11 protein-coding genes and 2 pseudogenes are annotated in these 18,517 nt (G+C 41.6%); all 13 read right to left on the bottom strand.

The window, feature by feature from the left end; genetic code table 11:
• Positions 1–118 precede the first annotated feature (118 nt).
• Complete coding sequence (locus D8872_RS09335; RefSeq protein WP_125390737.1) at positions 119–916, bottom strand: formate/nitrite transporter family protein; 798 nt, start codon at positions 914–916, stop codon at positions 119–121.
• Between the two features lie 113 nt (positions 917–1,029).
• The gene (gene mmuM / locus D8872_RS09330; protein WP_125390736.1) at positions 1,030–1,977 is read right to left on the bottom strand and encodes a homocysteine S-methyltransferase; all 948 of its coding nucleotides are present in this window, start codon (positions 1,975–1,977) and stop codon (positions 1,030–1,032) included.
• Between the two features lie 137 nt (positions 1,978–2,114).
• Entirely contained in the window at positions 2,115–2,813 is a 699-nt protein-coding gene (locus D8872_RS09325; RefSeq protein WP_125390735.1) for a glucosaminidase domain-containing protein, read from the bottom strand.
• A gap of 298 nt (positions 2,814–3,111) precedes the next feature.
• On the bottom strand, positions 3,112–3,699 hold the full coding sequence (yihA, locus tag D8872_RS09320) for a ribosome biogenesis GTP-binding protein YihA/YsxC (protein WP_125390734.1): 588 nt from the start codon (positions 3,697–3,699) through the stop codon (positions 3,112–3,114).
• A 9-nt stretch (positions 3,700–3,708) separates the two neighbouring features.
• Positions 3,709–4,938, bottom strand: a complete 1,230-nt coding sequence (clpX, locus tag D8872_RS09315) for an ATP-dependent Clp protease ATP-binding subunit ClpX (RefSeq protein ID WP_015604700.1) — start codon at positions 4,936–4,938, stop codon at positions 3,709–3,711.
• A 217-nt stretch (positions 4,939–5,155) separates the two neighbouring features.
• Positions 5,156–5,668: a dihydrofolate reductase gene (locus D8872_RS09305; protein WP_125390733.1), complete on the bottom strand. Its 513-nt coding sequence runs from the start codon at positions 5,666–5,668 to the stop codon at positions 5,156–5,158.
• 153 nt (positions 5,669–5,821) lie between these two features.
• Positions 5,822–6,307 (bottom strand): hypothetical protein, encoded by a 486-nt coding sequence (locus D8872_RS09300; protein ID WP_125390732.1) that lies wholly within the window; start codon positions 6,305–6,307, stop codon positions 5,822–5,824.
• Between the two features lie 134 nt (positions 6,308–6,441).
• Complete coding sequence (locus tag D8872_RS09295) at positions 6,442–7,281, bottom strand: thymidylate synthase (RefSeq protein ID WP_125390731.1); 840 nt, start codon at positions 7,279–7,281, stop codon at positions 6,442–6,444.
• Positions 7,282–7,364: 83 nt separating this feature from the next.
• The gene (locus D8872_RS09290) at positions 7,365–7,772 is read right to left on the bottom strand and encodes a hypothetical protein (protein WP_125390730.1); all 408 of its coding nucleotides are present in this window, start codon (positions 7,770–7,772) and stop codon (positions 7,365–7,367) included.
• A 45-nt stretch (positions 7,773–7,817) separates the two neighbouring features.
• The gene (locus tag D8872_RS09285; RefSeq protein WP_125390729.1) at positions 7,818–8,777 is read right to left on the bottom strand and encodes an ROK family glucokinase; all 960 of its coding nucleotides are present in this window, start codon (positions 8,775–8,777) and stop codon (positions 7,818–7,820) included.
• Positions 8,778–9,096: 319 nt separating this feature from the next.
• A complete protein-coding gene (locus D8872_RS11255; protein WP_446677434.1) occupies positions 9,097–9,318 on the bottom strand; it encodes an LPXTG cell wall anchor domain-containing protein in 222 nt (73 codons plus the stop codon).
• Positions 9,319–9,696: 378 nt separating this feature from the next.
• Positions 9,697–10,437, bottom strand: a pseudogene (locus D8872_RS11250) (G5 domain-containing protein); the annotation flags it as partial.
• A 63-nt stretch (positions 10,438–10,500) separates the two neighbouring features.
• A pseudogene (locus D8872_RS09280) lies at positions 10,501–18,495 on the bottom strand (beta-N-acetylglucosaminidase domain-containing protein); the annotation flags it as partial.
• Positions 18,496–18,517: the final 22 nt, after the last annotated feature.

Genomic DNA, 18,517 nt, shown 5'->3' with positions numbered 1-18,517 from the left:
CTTAAATATAAAAATATTAATAAAGTTTAACAAAATTTTATATGTTTGTCAATTTAAGCAGATCTAGACGGAAATCAGAGCGTCACTTCTTTAAAAAAAGTAGCCCTAGGGCTACTTTTTAATCTACATAATGTTCTTCTTTTTTATTGAACCAAGCATATGGCAGACCGATTAGAAGACCACCACCAATCAAGTTTCCTACGAAGGTCACAGCCCAGTGGCGCAGGATATTTCCAATACCAAAATTTGCCACCTGTGATGCAGCCGAGCTAAATTTGACGATAGCAAAAGAAGCAAAGTTAGCTGCCAAATGTTCGTTTGTTAAGAATACAAACATATAAATGGCTGAAATAACCAAGAAAAGCTTAGCTGTGCTATCTTTCACCAAGACGAAGGAAAGAATCGCAATATTAACGAAGACATTAGCTAGTATTCCCTCAAGTAAAATAAGTTCATTGGAACGGGCAAGCTTCATCTGCACAACACCAGCAATGAAACTTTCCTTGCTAAGTCCCGCATAAGCCGCAGAATTAGCAAAAAGCCAACCAGCAATTAGAGCCCCAATCAAGTTAAAGAAAGTACAATAAAACAAAATAATCAACGCTTTTTTCCAGTCAATCTTCTTTAGGAAAGTTCCCGCTGTCAGAAACATCATATTGGAAGTCACCAGCTCAGCATTCAGAAAGACGATATAGGCCAATCCCCAAGCGAAGATAAACGGAAAGAGAAAGCGACCCGTTCCTGGGACAATCTTATTTGTCAGGTCTGCCGCAATAGCTCCCGCACCAGTACTAAAGGTTAGGAAAGCTCCAGCAAAGATGGAACGAACAGCGTACTTGGCCTTGCTTGTATCAAACAAAGCTTCTTTCTTGCGGCAAGCTGCTTCAATTTTAGGGATAAATGTCGATTCAGGCATAAAAAATTCTCCTATTAATTTAAACTATGTATAGCATATCACAAAGTTCTTTCTTTTGATAGCNTTTTCGAGAACCTTTTTAAATTTTCTAAAAAAGGATTGAAAATCTATTTTCAACTCTTAAATCCTTTTGCTAACTGAGCAATATCTTCTGGCCGTGTTCTGCAGCAACCGCCAATAAGCTGAACACCCTGTTTTTCCCAAAGCTGACTATAGTCGAGCAAACAGAGATTCTGCTCTGGATTGTCCTGCCAAGTCTTGGTCAAGCCATTATAAATTTCGCCAGAGTTTGGATAGGCCAGCAAGGGCTTATCGCACACCTGTTTTAATTTTTCTAATAAGGGAACAAGCAGATGCGGAGCTGTGCAGTTAAAACCAACAGCCATAATTTGCGGACTTGATTGAGCCAAGCGCCCAACTTTTTCTATTAAGGTTCCGTCCGAAATCGCTGATACCGTCTGAGCTGTAAAAGATAAATAGGCCTCCGCCTGCGGAAATTCTTCTGCTAATAAGTGAACAAGCGCCTCCGTTTCTGCTCCGTTAGGAATCGTTTCAAGTGCCAATAAATCACAGCCCGCGTCCAGCAAGGCTTGAATGCGCGGACGATGAAAGTCTTTAAATTCCTCCTCACTCAAGTGATAAGATCCTGTATATTCCGATCCATCAGCCAGGTAAGCAGCATATGGTCCAACAGATCCAGCTATCAGAGGATAAAAGCGCTGCTTCTGCTCCTCTAGCGATAATCCCCGCCAGACATTTTTGACAGCTGTCTGTGCCAAAAAGACCGTCTCTTTGAAGATTTCATGAGCCTTATCTAAACTAAATCCTTCTTCGACAAAAGCTGGAATGCTAGCCTGATAACTGGAAGTGATGATAATATCACTGCCCGCCCGAACATAATCCTCATGCAGGTCTTGGATAATCTGAGGATTCTCAAGCAAGTACTTGGCTGACCAAAGCCGACCAGAAACATCATAACCCTGCCTCTCCAGCTCTGTCCCCAAAGCACCATCTAGAATTATTATGTCTTGCTTTTCAAGTAAGTCTTTAAATGCTCCCATTCTTGCTCCTCAAGCTTTTTCTAAAATAACAACTTAGTCAGTTTTGCTAAAGATAAATAAGTCTGCTTATTTGAAATGATCGTCTACTTCATTAGTAAAACGCAAAAAAGAGATTATTACAATCTCTTTTTTCTTATCTAGTTATGTGATGCCCATGCTTGGTCTGTTTCCAGAACATCTTGAGTCGTGTATTGTCCACGGTAAGGATTGTAAACCATATTAGACGCTCCTGTCTGATAGCTAGGCGAATCAAACTGGGTCAGATTGTATGCTTCAATCAGATAGTTCAATTTTGCATAGTAATGACTATCCGTCGCATACACACCAGTCAAGGCAGCTGTCGCGTCTTGATAAGTCGGGGCATTGCTCTTCCAAGCTCCTGCAAAATGACTTTGTCTCAAGACGTAGACATAATCCTGAAGTGACTCAGCGTAACTTGAGTAAGAGCGGAATTGATCATTGATCGCGTAAGTATTGCCCTGACCATCTTCTTCCAAGGTCTCCATCGTCGCTGACTGACCAGCATAAGCTCCTTTAATCCCGAACAAATTATAGTGAGGATAGCCTGATAGACCAGACTGGCCAGAACCACTCTCTAAAATAGCTTGTGCAATCATCACAGAAGCATATAGATCATTATCCTGAGCCAACTGGCGAGCTGGCTCACTGATTTGTGAAATGAAATATTCTGTTTGGTTCAATGGTTGCTGAACAGCATCATTTGCACTTGCTGGCTTGATTTGCTTTGACAAAGCAAGACCAAAGACAACGGTTGAAGCCATTACTGCCAAACCTGTCAAAAGTTTTTTTCTTTCTTTTGAAATTCTCTTCTTCACAGTCTTTCTCCTAAATACAATATTTATTCTACTATTGTAACATACTAAAAACAAAATAACATTAGCAATAAATTACAAGTATATGACATTTTTTATATCTTCCTCAAATATAAGTTTCACAAGCCACGATTGTTCCATTCAAAACTTCCTCGTTCGATTTGCATAATGAGCCTTATCATAAAGATATACAGGCTGAACTGAAAATGAAAATGAAAATAACCTGACTCCAACCCATACGGAATCAGGCTATGATCTTAAACCCTGAAAGTTCAACTATCATTCCGATATAATCTAACATCTAGATCTTGTCCAAAATCGCATCCCAAGCTTGATCAAGACCAGTTTTATCAACTGAAGAAAAGATGATAAAATCATCAGTTTTGTCAAAGTCCAGCTTTTTCTTAATGGCACTTTCATGCTTATTCCACTTACCGCGTGGAATTTTATCAGCCTTGGTAGCCACAACAATAACTGGAATTTCATAGTATTTGAGAAATTCATACATCTGCACATCATCCGCACTAGGATCATGGCGTAAGTCTACTAGACTCACGACCGCTCGCAGATTGTCCCGACTGGTCAAGTATTCCTCAATCATTTTGCCCCATTTAGCGCGCTCCGCTTTCGAAACCTTGGCATAACCATAGCCAGGAACGTCCACAAAACGGAGCTTATCATCAATGTTAAAAAAGTTCAACAGTTGCGTTTTACCAGGCTTACCTGAAGTCCGTGCTAGATTTTTGCGATTAAGAAGAGTATTGATAAAACTAGATTTACCAACATTGGAGCGACCAGCCAAGGCGATTTCTGGGATATCATCCTGAGGGTAATGCGACTTATTGGCTGCACTCAGTAAAATCTCAGCATTATGTGTATTGATTTCCATAAGCTTCCCCTAGGCAGTTTCCAAGATTGGCTTGTCTGTGCCGTCCACTGCTTCCTTCGTGATACGAACCAGTTTGACATTTTCCTGACTCGGCACTTCAAACATAACATCCATCATGGTTTCTTCAATAATTGAACGAAGTCCACGCGCACCTGTCTTGCGTTCGATGGCTTTTCTCGCAATGGCTTGCAGGGCTTCCTCGTCAAATTCAAGCTCAACATCATCATAAGAAAGCAAGGTTTGGTATTGCTTCACTAGCGCATTTCTCGGTTCATTCAAAATGCGAACCAAATCATCAACAGTCAGCTGCTCTAGGGCTGCAAAAACTGGCAAACGACCAATCAACTCAGGAATAATCCCAAATTTCTGAATATCATCAGCGACAATGGCCTGCATATAAGACGCACCTTCGTCAATGGCCTTATTATTTTGACCGAAACCGATAATCTTCTCACCAAGACGTTGTTTAACAATTTCTTCGATACCGTCAAAAGCACCACCAACGATAAAGAGAATGTTCTTGGTATCAACCTGAATCATTTCTTGCTGTGGATGCTTACGACCACCTTGAGGAGGCACGCTGGCTACCGTTCCTTCAATAATCTTCAGTAAAGCTTGCTGAACACCTTCACCTGAAACATCACGGGTGATAGAAACATTTTCGCTCTTCTTAGCAATCTTATCGATTTCATCCACATAAATGATGCCACGTTCTGCCCGTTCAATATTGAAGTCAGCTGCCTGTAAAAGCTTGAGCAAGATATTTTCTACATCTTCACCAACATAGCCAGCCTCAGTCAAGGCTGTCGCATCCGCGATAGCAAAAGGAACATTGAGGCTACGCGCCAAGGTTTGCGCCAGGAATGTTTTCCCAGATCCAGTTGGACCAATCATGAGGATGTTTGATTTTTGTAGTTCCACATCATCCTCTTCACGACTGTCATGAAAATTAATTCGCTTATAGTGATTGTAAACAGCAACTGCCAAAGCACGCTTAGCCCGATCTTGACCAATCACATAGTGGTTCAAAATATTGAGCAATTCTTGCGGTTTTGGTACTTCAGAAAGATCAGCTAGAACTTCCTCAGCTAATTCTTCTCGGATAATTTCCTGCGCCAACTCGACACATTCATTACAGATAAAGGCATTGTTGCCCGCAATAATTTTTTGAACTTCGTCCTGATTCTTTCCACAGAAAGAACAATATACCATCATCTCATTATTACGATTTGTAGGCATTTTTTACTCCCATTCTAAATTTCTAATTCAATTTTATTTACATTTTAAAAGAGGGTCATATAAAAAGCATGGATGGAATTAACAAGATTTGTAAAAGCATTTAACAAAAATAAAATAGCCAATCCAAAACGTTTTTTACGAAAAGTCTGAAAAGAACAAATCAGACAAATTGCACATAAAAAGGCCGTAAAAAAACCAAAAACACTTCTTTCCATTCCTATGAACCCTTTCTTTTGAGGATTTTTACGGTGAAATCATACTCATTTTTTTCATCTTTGGGTCGAAAACGACTGCTTACTTCATCAAACTGTGTCAAATCAAAGTCTGCTGGGAAATAAGTATCACCTTCTAAGCTAGCATGGATTTCTGTCTTAATCACCTCATCCAATTCATGCTCGAATAAAGAAAAGATTTGACCGCCACCGATAATATAAAGATTCTTCTCTTGCTCTTGGTACCATTTCAACACCGCTGGGAGATCATGGAACACCAAAACACGCTCATCTTCAATCTGATAATCCCTATCACGTGTCAATATCAGAGTCTGTCTATTTGGCAGCACGCGCCGATGCATGCCATCAAAAGTCACCCGCCCCATTAAAATTGCATGTCCAGTCGTGATTTCTTTGAAATGCTTCAACTCTGCTGGTAAATGCCATGGCAAGCTTTGGTCTTTTCCAATCAAACCATTTTGATCCTGTGCCCAAATAGCCGCAATCTTTTTCGTCATTTCTCCATCCTTCGCATTGATATTTCTATTCTATCAAAATTTATTAAAAAAGACTTGTTTGGACTATCACTTCTATCTATTTATTTTTGCCAGCTGATCCAGATAAAAAATCGATAACCCAAAAGATTATCGACTATTCGTTTGCTAGGCAAATTACTCTTTCTTCATCTTTTTGATAAAGACAAATCCTACAACAGCAGCTACAAGGCCAAACAGGGAGACATTCAAGAGCGTTGAGTCTGTCTTCTTAGACTCAGCAGCGGCGGCCTCTTTTTTATCCGCTAGGGGATCAATATCACATCCCTCTCTTTTGACTGACTTACCTTCAGTTGAAGCATCAGCATTGCTTTGCTCGGTCCCTTTGTTTTTAGGGCCTTTTCCATGACAAAGCAAATCAATCGTATAGGATTTCTTTCCCTGATTTGCCCCATCCGAACCTTGGTCTACAAGTTGCAGAAAGTCATCTTCTTCCACTGAAGAATCCGCAATTTGCTCAGGTTGGGACTCTGCCTGCTGGACTTCATCCGCACCCACAACAGCCATCAGTGTCACAGAAACCGATAAGCCAAGCAAAAATGAACAAATGCCTAAACTAAAGAGCTTTCTCCTGCTTCTATGTGTTAAAAAATTTGCTTCCATATCAATACCTCCGAGATAGGCACTAGCGAAACACATATATCTATTGTCATTATAGCACTTATAAAATATATTTCAATCATTTGCTCTTGAAAATAAAAAAACCTACTGACGGTCATTCAGTAGGAAAAATATTATCAAATTGCCAAATCAAACTTGAGTTGAGGTTTGACCGGATTGTAGTCTAATAGCTCAAAGTCCTCTGCTTTGATATCAAAGAAATTGGTCCCATCTGGCACATTTAAAACGAGTCGAGGTTGGCAGTTGCTAGGTTCCCGACGCAACAACTCCTCTGCCTGCTCAAACTGATTGTCATAGATGTGCAAGTTATTGATGAAGTAAAAGAACTTGCCGACTTTCCAACCGAAATGCTTGGCAATCATCATCTGCAGAGCCACATATTGCATAGCGTTGATATGGTGAGCCACTAGCATATCATTTGAGCGCTGGGTCAGAGTCGCATCCAGATAAATGTCTCCATCTACACGCCGAACGTCAAACATGGTCTGAAAAGCGCATGGTAGTAAACCGTCCGTTTCTTCAAATGCTTCATAATCCCAGAGAGAGATGATATTGCGGCGGTTCCAAGGATTGGCTTCCAGCTGTTGGAGAATTTTATGGATAATGTCATGCTTCTTGACAACAGCTCCGTAGCGCTGGCCAATCGTACCCGTATCGCCAACTTCCCAGTCATTCCAGTAGTGAACATTATACTTGTCGTTGAGCAGTTCCAGACTATTAGACTGGTCTTGATAGATCCAGAGCACTTCCTTAATGGCAGACTTGATGGCAATAGGGCGCAGAGTCGTGATTGGGAACTCTCCCTTGCTCAAATCGTATTCTGCGAAAGAACCAGTGATATATTTAGAGTTGGCCACATTTCCATCCTTGTAACGTGGACGGGCATTTTCAGAAAAAACACCTTGCTCCATAATCTTTTTTATATTCTCTTTAAAAATCGTATCTGCTTTAGTCATGATGTCTCCTGAATCCTTAAACTTTCTTTAGTATAGCAAATTTTTTAAAAAAATTCTCCTGCCAAGTTTAGCAGGAGAAAAGTTTATTTGACCCATTCATCTGGATGATTGAGCTTATTGACATCTCTTTCTGATAATCTCAAGGTGATATCTGACACAGCAGGAATATTTGAGATGGTGACATAAGGGTAGTTTTTGTAGGTCGTGAATTTGACACCACTTTCTCCCTTTCTGCCACTAATATCATAGATATAATTAACCTCTGCATCATCAGGTAAATCAACCCAGGCATCTTCATTATCTTCCTCAGACTCTACAAGATCTAGAATATCTGCAAATTCATCCAAGGTCTTGGTATTTCTTGTCTGATAAACTTGCTGATTCTGACTATCCAATATGGTCAGAAAACCCTCTGTCTTTGATTTGCAAGCGGATAGGATCAAAAGAAAAATGGGAAATAATATTAGAAAATATGCAACTTTTCTCTTCATTTTTAGCCCTCCTTATAGCTATGCTAAGAGAGGAAGTAGTTAGAACTATTGAAGTACCAGCGAAGCTGCTCCAATAACTCCGGCATCGTTTCCGAGAGTTGCAAGAGCTAATTTAGTTGATGTACGCACTTGTGGGAAGGTATTTTCATCATAAACTTTTTGAACACCTTGTAGAAGGAATTCTCCCGCTGCTGACACTCCGCCACCGATAACAATGGTTGAAGGGTTTAGGATAGAGCCGATATTGGCACAAGCGATTCCCAAGTAACGTGAGAAGTTACGGTAAACGATCAAGGCAAGGTCGTCGCCTTCTTTTGCCAAATCAAATACAGTTTTAGCAGTTACTTCTTCTCCGTTATCAATCAAGCGTTTCAAAGTTGCGTCGCCTTCATATTCATCAGCGTAACGACGAGTCAAGTTGACAATCCCTGTTGCAGAAGCTACTGTTTCAAGGCAGCCTTTCTTACCACAAGTACATGCGATTGGTTGATCGAAATCAACAGTGATATGCCCCAGCTCACCTGCCGCACCAGCCACACCGTGGAGCAATTTACCTTCCGCAACGATACCGCCACCAACACCTGTACCAAGCGTCATAAAGACAACGTCTGGTTGGTTTTCACCAGCACCCATCCAACGCTCACCAAGCGCAGCTACGTTGGCATCATTATCGATGAAGAATGGGATACCCAAGGCTTTTTCGATTTTTTCTTTAATTGGTTGAAGGTTTTTCCAGTTCAGGTTGTAGGCACCAATAACAGTTCCTTTTTCACGGTCAACCACACCTGGTGAACCCATTCCAATTCCGATAAAGTTCTCAGCTGATAGATTTAAGAGCTCCAAGCGATGCTGGATAGACTCAATCATATCGTCTACAATATGGCTTCCTTCATCCAAAATATTGGTTTTAATAGACCATTTTTCTTGGATTTCACCCTCTTGCGTTAAAATTGCAAATTTGATAGATGTACCACCAAGGTCAATCCCAATAATTTTTTTTGACATGATATTCTCCTCTGTATTCGTTCTCCCTCTTATTATAGCAGATTTTTTTAACGGTGAAAAGGTTTGCATGATATTTTTTGTAAATCGCTGATTACTACACTTAAATTAGAGATTATGAATATTCTTTCATGTAGAAAAAATATCTTTTGAACGACAAGAAAGAAATAATAAGATCAAGAAGAGCAAAGATTTCTTTTTCACAATTTCAGAGGCTTCAGACTCTGCATTTTAGATTCCGAACATCAAAAAGGAGAAGACCAAAAGATCCTCTCCATAAATTGACTTATCATCAAACCACTACAGTTGACAAAGATCCCTTTTATTCTTCCTTCTTCTTCATCAGGAATAATCCTGTCAATGCTAACAGAAGGCCGAGAAGGAAGGCTGAATCTGTTGCTGTGCCTGTACTTGGTAAGGTTGCTGACTTAGTGGCTTGACCTTTAGTAAAACCATCTACTTTAGCTCCGTGCACTTGCTCCTGCACCTGCGGGGTTGCAGTTGACTTGTAAACAGCCGCATAAACACCTAGCTGATCTGTCATGTACTCGATATAATGACCTTTTTGCTGGAAGGATACCGCATCAAGCTGATCAGCCGCTGTCATAAAGAAGACATTTTCAACATCTTTGTTAGATGCAACTGGAAGGCTGATAAAGACCTTGCCCTTAGGTTGTACAGATTGGCCAAATTGGTCTTCTAGTCTAATGTCATAAGCATCATAAAGCTTACCTTCTAGGCTTTGAGCTGCTACTTTCTTAACCTTCAAGGCCACAACTTGATCAAGCGTAGACTTCATGCCAATCACTTGAACCTTGGTAGCTTCATCCGTCAAGATACGTAAGTTATTTTCTGGCTTAGATGGCTCTACAGGCTTCTCTGGTGTAGTTGGTTTGTTTGGTTTTTCTTCCTTGCTTCCAACTTCCACAATCTGATCAACGGGATCTTTAGAAACGAAGCTATCGCGAGTCACTCGACCAGTTTCCTGACCATTTTCAATCGCGACTTCCACAAGCGTGGTCTTCTCACCAACCTTGCCTTCTTGGACAACTTTTCGGGTGCCCTTAGACAATTGAGCATTTTCACGTTCGACGGTATTAAAGCCAACCTCTTCAGTCACCACATCCAAGCGTGGCTGCTCGACAACCAGATTCTTAACGCCTTCAGCTGGAGTGATTTGCTCAGCTGGCTTGCCAACTTCCACAATCTGATCAACGGGACCTTTAGAAACGAAGCTGTCGCGAGTCAATCGCCCGGTTTCCTGACCATTTTCGATGGTCACTTCCACAAGTGTGGTCTTCTCGCCGGCCTTGCCTTCTTGGACAACTTTTCGGATGCCCTTAGGCAATTGAGCATTTTCACGTTCAATAGTATTAAACGGTAGAGCTTCAGTCACTACATCCAAGCGTGGCTGCTCGACAACAAGATTCTTAAGACCTTGATCTGGTGTTACTTGCTCAACTGGTTTGCCAACTTCCACAATCTGATCGATTGGGTCTTTAGAAACGAAGCTGTCACGAGTCACACGACCAGTTTCTTGGTCATTCTCAATCGTCACTTCCACAAGCGTAGTCTTTTCGCCGGCCTTGCCTTCTTGGACAACTTTTCGGGTGCCCTTAGGCAATTGTGGATTTTCGCGCTCAACGGTGTTGAACGGTAGAGCTTCTGTCACGATATCAAGTCGTGGCTGCTCTACAACAAGATTCTTAACGCCTTCAGCTGGAGTGATTTGCTCAACTGGTTTACCAACTTCCACAATCTTGTCGACTGGGGCTTTGGAAACGAAGTTGTCACGAGTCACACGGCCAGTTTCTTGGCCATTTTCGATTGTTACTTCAACCAGCGTGGTCTTTTCACCGGCCTTGCCTTCTTGGACAACTTTTCGGGTGCCCTTAGGTAATTGAGCATTTTCACGTTCAACAGTATTAAACGGTAGAGCTTCAGTTACCACATCCAAGCGTGGCTGTTCGACAACTGGAATCTTAACTCCTTCGTCTGGAGTCGTCTTGTGAACTGGCGGTGTATCTGGATTGGGGGTCTCAGCTATCTCGGCATGATAGGTAGAGACTTCGTAAAACTCAGGGCGACCACCTTCCCACTTCAACTTAACATCTAATAAGTGGGCGCTATTAGCAAGCTGGAAGGTTTGGAAACTTGTGGTAACCGCACCCAAGTCTTGCCAAGCTGTTTGGCCATCTTTGGAAATGGTTCTTGCCCAAATGTGCGCTGAGCTTCCTGCTGGAATATCTGAAATCAGGCGAACGTGATTTGATTCTGTCTTTTCAGATAGATGGTAAATCAACTCACCGCTGTCTTGGGTTGCCTTGTAACTGCTGAGAATATTTCCATCTGCTATATTATTCTTTTCAGATGACTTGGTCTCTGTACCAGTACCTTCCACAGTTGGATTATTGATTGACTTAGTGTATTCTCCATCATTGATAACTAACTCTGTAAATCCAACAAAGCGATGACGATAAGGAGCTGTGTAGAGCACTCGGAGATATTTCGCCGCAGTTGCTTCTGGCAATTCTCCCTCAATATAGCGATTTCCAGGTCGCTGTGAATCATGTGTCCAGCCATCAGTTAAGGAGTCATCACGTGCTGGATTTTCCTGACCGTCTCCCACTGAAACGACATCTTTCCAGGTCTTGCCATCTGCGCTAACTTGAATCTTTCCATCACGAAGATAGTTCTGTGTACCATCTTTAATGTAGGCACGAATCTTCTTGATTTGACGGGTTGCTCCAAGATTGAGCGTCATATGACCATCGGTTTGTGGATAATCAGAAAATTCAACATAATTGTTTAAATCACCATCAAAGAGCTGGTCTAGGTTTTTCGCTTTACGAACATCTCCGCTACCATAGTTAGGATCAATACCCATGCTGGTAGACTCAATCGATGTTGGTTGAATTTCCTTAGTAATCAAAAGCAAGGAAGTCGTTCCGATTGCCTGTTTCTGACCTGTCTTGTTTTCAATACGTACATAACGAACAAGCTGGTGGTCTTGTAACTCAGAGGCACTATACCACTCCACTCCATTTGGAGAATAGCGAAGCTGGAGTGCTTGATTAGCATTCTCACCCAGTTTCAAATCCCCAATTTCATGGAGGCGATCTAGTTTCATTCCAAGATATTGACCCGCATCTAAAGTTGTACCGGCTGGAATATGCATCTCGTAGCGACCCAATTTTTCATGGACTTGAGTAGCCTTGAGTTGATCAACATTAGTATCTGTGTATTGGTCTGTTCCAGTCTCTGACTCGACAGATAGGTTGCCAATTCGCCACCAGAAATTCGTCTTTTGCGTATTTCTAACGCGTACATAACGGATATTCTGATTGGTTTCAACTTCTTTGCTTTTCTCACCTGTCAAGTTGGCTACTGTTGTCCAGTTTTGTCCGTCAGTAGAGACTTCGATGACACCAGCTGCTAGCTTATCTGTCACACCTTGTACCAAACGAATCTTCTTGACTGTTTGTTTAGAACCAAGATCCAACTGCACCCAAGCATCTACTGGCGTTGTATCTCTTTCTCCATTTGTCGTTGAAGAACTTGCCAACATTGCTTCTGTGCTATCACTATTGTCTGTCATCTTGGCAGCCGTTGTATTGAGTTTATAGACCAGATTTGGACTGATGGTAATGCTTCCAGCTTTCTTCTTGGCATTTTCAAGAGGACGGTTAACTGCGATTTCACGGACTGCAAACCAAGTATTGTCTCGGTCTTCTGTCGCCACCATCCGAACGCCCTTAGCCTTAATTTCAAGATTATCTAAGGTAATCTCCGACTCATTTCCGACATAGTTACCTTGAGGAAGGGCAGTCCACTCACCTGCTTCATTTAAGTATTCAATCTTGGCCTTGTTAAAGGTGTCTTTCGGATTGCTGACAGCTCCCATAGCAAAGCTCAATTTCTTGATAGAAACAGGCTTATTGAACTGAAGTCCAACATAATCGCCAGCGCTAATTCTAGTTGGATTTTTAAAGATAATCTGAGTCGACAAGTCTCCGTCTAAGACCTGAGCCAAATCTCCTTCACCACCTGTACGGTTAGTAATAAAGGTCGTTACAACTTTATCTGGATTCAGTTCTTTTTCGATTTCCTTAGCTAGATATTCTTTAAGGTTAAGGATAAATGGACGGATATGCTGTACACCTAGCTCAGCATTTTCGTAGTGGTCAACATACCAGAAGGAATGTTTCTTAGATTGCTCATAATCTTTCAAGCCCTTGTAGTAATTATTCCAAAGACCGTCAGCATTTTTGCTACCAATAAATTCAGTAGCTGTCAAGAGAGCATCTAAGGCATTCATCTGGTCAATGGTATTGTCAAGCCAGTACTTAATCTGCTCACGCATCTGTTCATTTCCTGATGCTTTATAGGTCTCAGCAGCAGCTTTTAGCTTAGCAAATTCTGCCTTCAACTCTTTGCGCTCAGCTAAAACATCTTGACCTGCTTTCAGCTTGTTCATGAAGTTTGTCAATTTCGGAGCTAGCTCTACAGACTCTTCTAGCTTCACAACACGATTATCCATATGTTGGTTAATCATGTGCTTACCTAGCTCACGGAAGGCTGCAGATTCTTTGGTCTCTGTAAAACGACCTGTTTCTGCAAAGTTGAAAGCTATATCGTTAACAGCTTTGGCTTCCGCCTCATTCTTCCAGATATTCCAGCTGTACTCTGCAGCTGAGAAGAGAGCAATTTTAGATGGTTCTGATTGCTGCATTGGATTGAGCATGACCCCACCGATTAAGCTTGGATCCACACCAGGATGTAGGAATTTCTCACCACCACCCAAGATAAGGTGTTGCTTAGAATTATCCGTACACGGCCAGTTAATCCAAAGTTGAACAGGACGATATGGTTGACCAGATGCTTCTATATTTTGCTTGAGTTGAGTCAAGAAGTTTTCAGAAACTTCGCCCCAAATCTTGCCTCCTGTCAGAGTCATAATGCTACTTTTCGGAAGATTACGGTTTAGGGAACGCAGTTCGTCTTCTCGACCATTGCCCCAATACTGACTTGGAACAAAAATCATCTCTTTCTTCAAGCCTGGATAAGTCGCTTGTTTTTCAGTCAACCAATCGGTCATATCTTTCATCAAGCGGTTGTAACTTTCATAACCACCATAAGGCTGAGCCGCATCATCTGCAAGAATACCAAACTCACGAACGCCGACGTCCAGTAACTGAGTAAATTTAGCTTTGATTGCATTCAAGTCTTCTTGGTAAACCGTCTCATTTTGGAAGCGAATTCGACTATTCATAAATGGATGAATGGTCCAGACATAGCGAGTCTTAGTTTCATTCCCTACTTTAGCAAGTTGGCGGATTTCTTCTAGTTTTTCTTTTGGATAAAGTTCTCTCCACTTACTGTTGTGATATGGATCATCTTTCGGTGNAAAAATATACTGGGTCANTTTTAAATCACCGCCATATCGCATCAAGGCCGCCCGATCTTTATTAGACCATGGATTACCATAATAGCCTTCGATAAAGCCACGATTCTTCATATCAGCATAATCTTCAACATTGACCTCACGCAGAACTGGAGCAGGGCTATCATTTAGCATATGCTTGAGCGTTGTTAGTCCATAAAAGACAGCATCTGTATCTTTTCCGACAATGGAAATTTGCTGACCTTTAACAACTAATGAATAAGCATCAATCTTATCAAATAGTCCTTGGTTGACAGACTCTGTTCTCTGAGCTTCTTCCGCTTTTGAGCCAGTCTGGTGAACTCCCAGATAGATATTGGTTGCGCCAACTTCGGCCGTCTTACCAGTAGTATAGGAGATATTGCTATTTTGCAAAATAGATTTGAGTCGATTACGAGTGTAAATATCAACTTGCTCACCGATTACCAAATGAACTTTCTTATCTAAACGTACCAAGCCATCACCATAAGTAACCTTGTGAGGAGTTGGGAAAATCTTATACTGTTTCTTAAGATATTCTTGGCTTCTCAAAGCTGCTTCTACTACACTTGGATCTGCTGGTTTTTTAGCGATAAAAGTATCTTCCAATTCAACAGTTCCGTCATCTTTCGGAGCTGGAGTTGGAGTTTCGGGTTTTGGATCTGGTTTTGGTGCTGGTGGTGTGGCTGGCTCATCTGATGTAGCTATTGGTTTCAAAAGATTGATTTCAGCTGCACTAGCATATCCTTCTACTCCCTGTAGGATCTTCAACTGGATTGTATCCGTTTCGACAGCTTCAAAGTTTGCAATCTTTTCAGCTACATTATTATCCCAAGTACCTTCAGCTACCTTAACCAATTGATCAGCCTTTTTAGCATAGACTTCATATTTCGTCACAAGACCATTTCCACCGCCTGGACGAGGAAGATAAGTCAAAGCATTGACAGCTGTTGCTTGCTTCAAGGTCATAGTAACCGTATAAGACGGGTCCTTCTTCGTCCAATGTGAATGCCAGAAGGTTGCAGGATTGCCATCAAAGGCTTTAGAAACAGCTCCTTCTGTAGCATTTCCTGGTAGCTGCTCACTACTTGCTTCCACACGGGCAATCTGATCCTGTGCAATCAAACGTGGATTGACAAATGGCTTATCAGATAAGCTGAGATTGTGCAAAGTACCTTCAAAACCTCCGATTTTTTCAAGAGGTAGGACAAGACTTGTGTGAGCCAATCTTGGATGAGCTGGATTGGCAATACGATTGATCTTTTCACCATTGACATAGAGCTCAGTTGACTGAGGTTTGGTGACAAAGACTAGCTCATAGCGTTTACCTTTTTCCAATGTCTTGTCAAACTGAATATGGTGTTGCTCAAACTTATAGGCTACTTTACCTGACTCATCAGACAAATAGAGCTTGTTCCCCTCACTAGAAGCTAACTCCTGCACACCATCACCTGTAACCGTCACATCAACTTTTAAGACGTGACTTGGACCGACGTTTCCAATGGCATTTTCAATCTTGCTTTCTTTATTGAAGACCAGGCCTTTAGTGCTTTGTGTGATGTTTTCTGCATCGTAACGCTTGATTGTCTTTGGATTGATTTCATAGGTCTCAGTATCATCAATCTTGTACTCTGGATTGCTACCGGGTGCATAAACATAGTCTGCGTGTGGTAAGGTTCTTCCTGCAAAGTTGTTAGCAGCCCGGTTTGATCCCCAAGTCTTTTCAGCAGTAACTCTTGTTGCTTCAAAGAAGCGCTTGAAAATATCATAAGAAGTCATGCCTGTTTCGTGGAGATCAATATTATCATTCCAAACAGCATGTCCACCACCCAAGATATGAGGGTTTGAAGCTGCTAATTGTGGACCATTTCCTGCTGTCGTAAAATCATTTGGCGTCCAGCGATTATATTGATACTCATAAGAAGAGTAATCACCGTATGCTCCTTGCTGGTTATTACCATTTGGCACACTGTAAGTCGGAACATCCGTAATATTGATAATTTTAGCACCAGCCTTCAAAGCCGCTTGTGGATGTTGCCAACCTAGACTCCAGATATCCACCTCGACACCCTTCAAATCAACTGGTGTTTGCCCACTCTTACGGCTAAGTGAACCCCAAATTCGTGGCGTATAGCCCTTACCTTTGATATAGGTGACCAAATCATTGACATAACGACGATAGTTTTCATTGTTGCCATAGTACTCATCTGTTCCGATGTGAATCGTCTTAACACCACGAAGCGGTGCATCCTTACCATCCAGCAATTTATCATAAACAGACTTGACAAAGCGCAATGTTTCATCATAATTCTTGTCCAAATCAAGCATCGCAACACGCTCTACATTGTGCTTATTCGGACTCAGCTGTCCTTTATACATCAAGTCTGGACGAACCTTCACAAATGATAAAGCATGCCCCGGTGTATCAATTTCTGGTACTAAGTTGATTCCTAACTCATCAGCCAAAGCGATGAGTCTTTGCATTTCATCCTTAGTATAGTGTTGCTTAGAAGTCAAAGACACACCATTGTCACTGACAATATCTGTCTGTAAACGGAAACCTGTATCTGCATGATTGAGCACATATTCAATTTCCTGCTCCTTGGTCAGATGTTTACCTGCTAAGTGCTCCTTGAGGAAAATATAGTTATCATTCAAATGCAACTGCAAGTCATTCATCTTGTAGTAAGCCATGTTTAGCATAATGTCCACAAGAGTATCATAAGGAATAAACTTACGACCAGTATCTAGCATAAATCCACGGTGGCTGAAACTTGGAAAGTCTCGAATTTCACCATTTTGGATATTTTCTTGCCCCATTTGAAGTAGAGTTCGAGTAGCATAAAAAGCACCTTTATTGGTCTGCGCTTCAATGGTAAAGACATTATCACGAATCGTAATACCATAGCCTTCTTCACCATAGCCCTTGTCCGTTACCTTTTCAAACTCAATACGATGCGCGGATGTACTGTCTCCCTTGGCAAGCTCTAATCCTCGAGAAATCAAGTCATTAGCATAAAAATTAGCTGCCTTGTCAAATCCTGAATCTCCAACAGATAGAACAGTGTCTTCCAAAATAGAAGAACGTCCTTCCTCACCATGCCATTGCTGAACAGTTGGAGCCACTGTTGGCTTGTCTCCAACTCCCTCGTCTGCATAGCGACCAGGAACTCTAACTTCAAATTCCTTGGTAATGGTTTGGCCTTCATGCACTTGTTGCAAAGAAACTTTAACTGTCTGGTCCGTTAGAGGTTGGTGGATTTTATTATTCAGATCAATCACACCTGTTTTATTGCTACCAACTAAGCTAACCTTACCTGGTAATTCAGGTAAAACAAGTGAATGTCCATCTTGAGCCAAAGTCAGTGACTCTACTTGGTTAAGATTTGTCACCTTATCTGGTTCTGGAATGTTAGAATAAGCTCGTATTTCCTGAACACCGACATTGCGCCAGCGCATACTACCTTCAGTGTATTTTGTGATTTCCAACTTGAGATATTTTGCTTCAATCGGAGCATCCAAATTGACTCTTTCGTCTAAAACTGGTTGACCATCTTTTTCATAGGCCAATTTCCACTTACGTGTCGCTTCCTCTTCATTGATAGCCTCTGCTGTAGCATAATAAAGTTTCCATCCTTGCACATTTGGATCATTAGGCTGTCCCGCTCTCTGCCTACGATCCCAATCAATCTCAATTCGCTTGATTGATGTCACCTTATTTAAAGTCATGGTTAGATGAGGAGTTACTGCATTCCTATCTGTTGCCCAACGACTATTGTCGTCTCCATCTACAGCTTTATCGCCAGTATTGGATGTATTCTGCTCATGGTTGGACGCTCTCACCTGTGCATTCAATAAATGATTAACATCAGGAATATTTACCACTTCTTTCACTGGTGTAGTTGGTGCTGGAGGTGTAGTCAGTGTTGGTTGAGTCAGCTGTGGATTAGTTGCTTCTTTGTTTGCAGATGGCTGATCCGGTTTGGGAGTAGCTACCTCTGATGTTGCTTCAGAAGTATTTCCGCTATTATCAGAACTGCTTCCTCCATTGTCGCCAGAGTCGGCTTTTGCTAATTTATCTGCCAATTCAGCTGGTAAACTGGTTAGACCTTCTACCCGCTCGACCGTACCAGAATCATTTCCTCTGCCACCTGATGACTCGCTAGTAACAGTTGCTGAACTGGACGGTTGTACCACATCGGCCGATGCCAATGGCATACCAAATAACAGGACACCTATCATAACAGAACAAGCACCGATAGCATATTTTCGAATACTAAACTTACATTTCTTTTCCATAAAGGAACCTTCCTATCTGTAC

Source organism: Streptococcus cristatus, from assembly GCF_003943815.1.
Taxonomy (GTDB): Bacteria; Bacillota; Bacilli; order Lactobacillales; family Streptococcaceae; genus Streptococcus; species Streptococcus cristatus_F.
This window is presented reverse-complemented; position numbering and strand designations above follow the sequence as displayed.

Excerpts from the sequence above, each read along its gene's own strand:
- yihA (WP_125390734.1), bottom strand. The coding sequence starts at position 3,699 with ATGGAAATCAATACACATAATGCTGAGATTTTACTGAGTGCAGCCAAT.
- D8872_RS09335 (WP_125390737.1), bottom strand. The coding sequence starts at position 916 with ATGCCTGAATCGACATTTATCCCTAAAATTGAAGCAGCTTGCCGCAAG.
- clpX (WP_015604700.1), bottom strand. The coding sequence starts at position 4,938 with ATGCCTACAAATCGTAATAATGAGATGATGGTATATTGTTCTTTCTGT.
- D8872_RS11255 (WP_446677434.1), bottom strand. The coding sequence starts at position 9,318 with ATGACAGATCAGCTAGGTGTTTATGCGGCTGTTTACAAGTCAACTGCA.
- D8872_RS09295 (WP_125390731.1), bottom strand. The coding sequence starts at position 7,281 with ATGACTAAAGCAGATACGATTTTTAAAGAGAATATAAAAAAGATTATG.
- D8872_RS09285 (WP_125390729.1), bottom strand. The coding sequence starts at position 8,777 with ATGTCAAAAAAAATTATTGGGATTGACCTTGGTGGTACATCTATCAAA.
- D8872_RS09290 (WP_125390730.1), bottom strand. The coding sequence starts at position 7,772 with ATGAAGAGAAAAGTTGCATATTTTCTAATATTATTTCCCATTTTTCTT.
- D8872_RS09305 (WP_125390733.1), bottom strand. The coding sequence starts at position 5,668 with ATGACGAAAAAGATTGCGGCTATTTGGGCACAGGATCAAAATGGTTTG.
- mmuM (WP_125390736.1), bottom strand. The coding sequence starts at position 1,977 with ATGGGAGCATTTAAAGACTTACTTGAAAAGCAAGACATAATAATTCTA.
- D8872_RS09300 (WP_125390732.1), bottom strand. The coding sequence starts at position 6,307 with ATGGAAGCAAATTTTTTAACACATAGAAGCAGGAGAAAGCTCTTTAGT.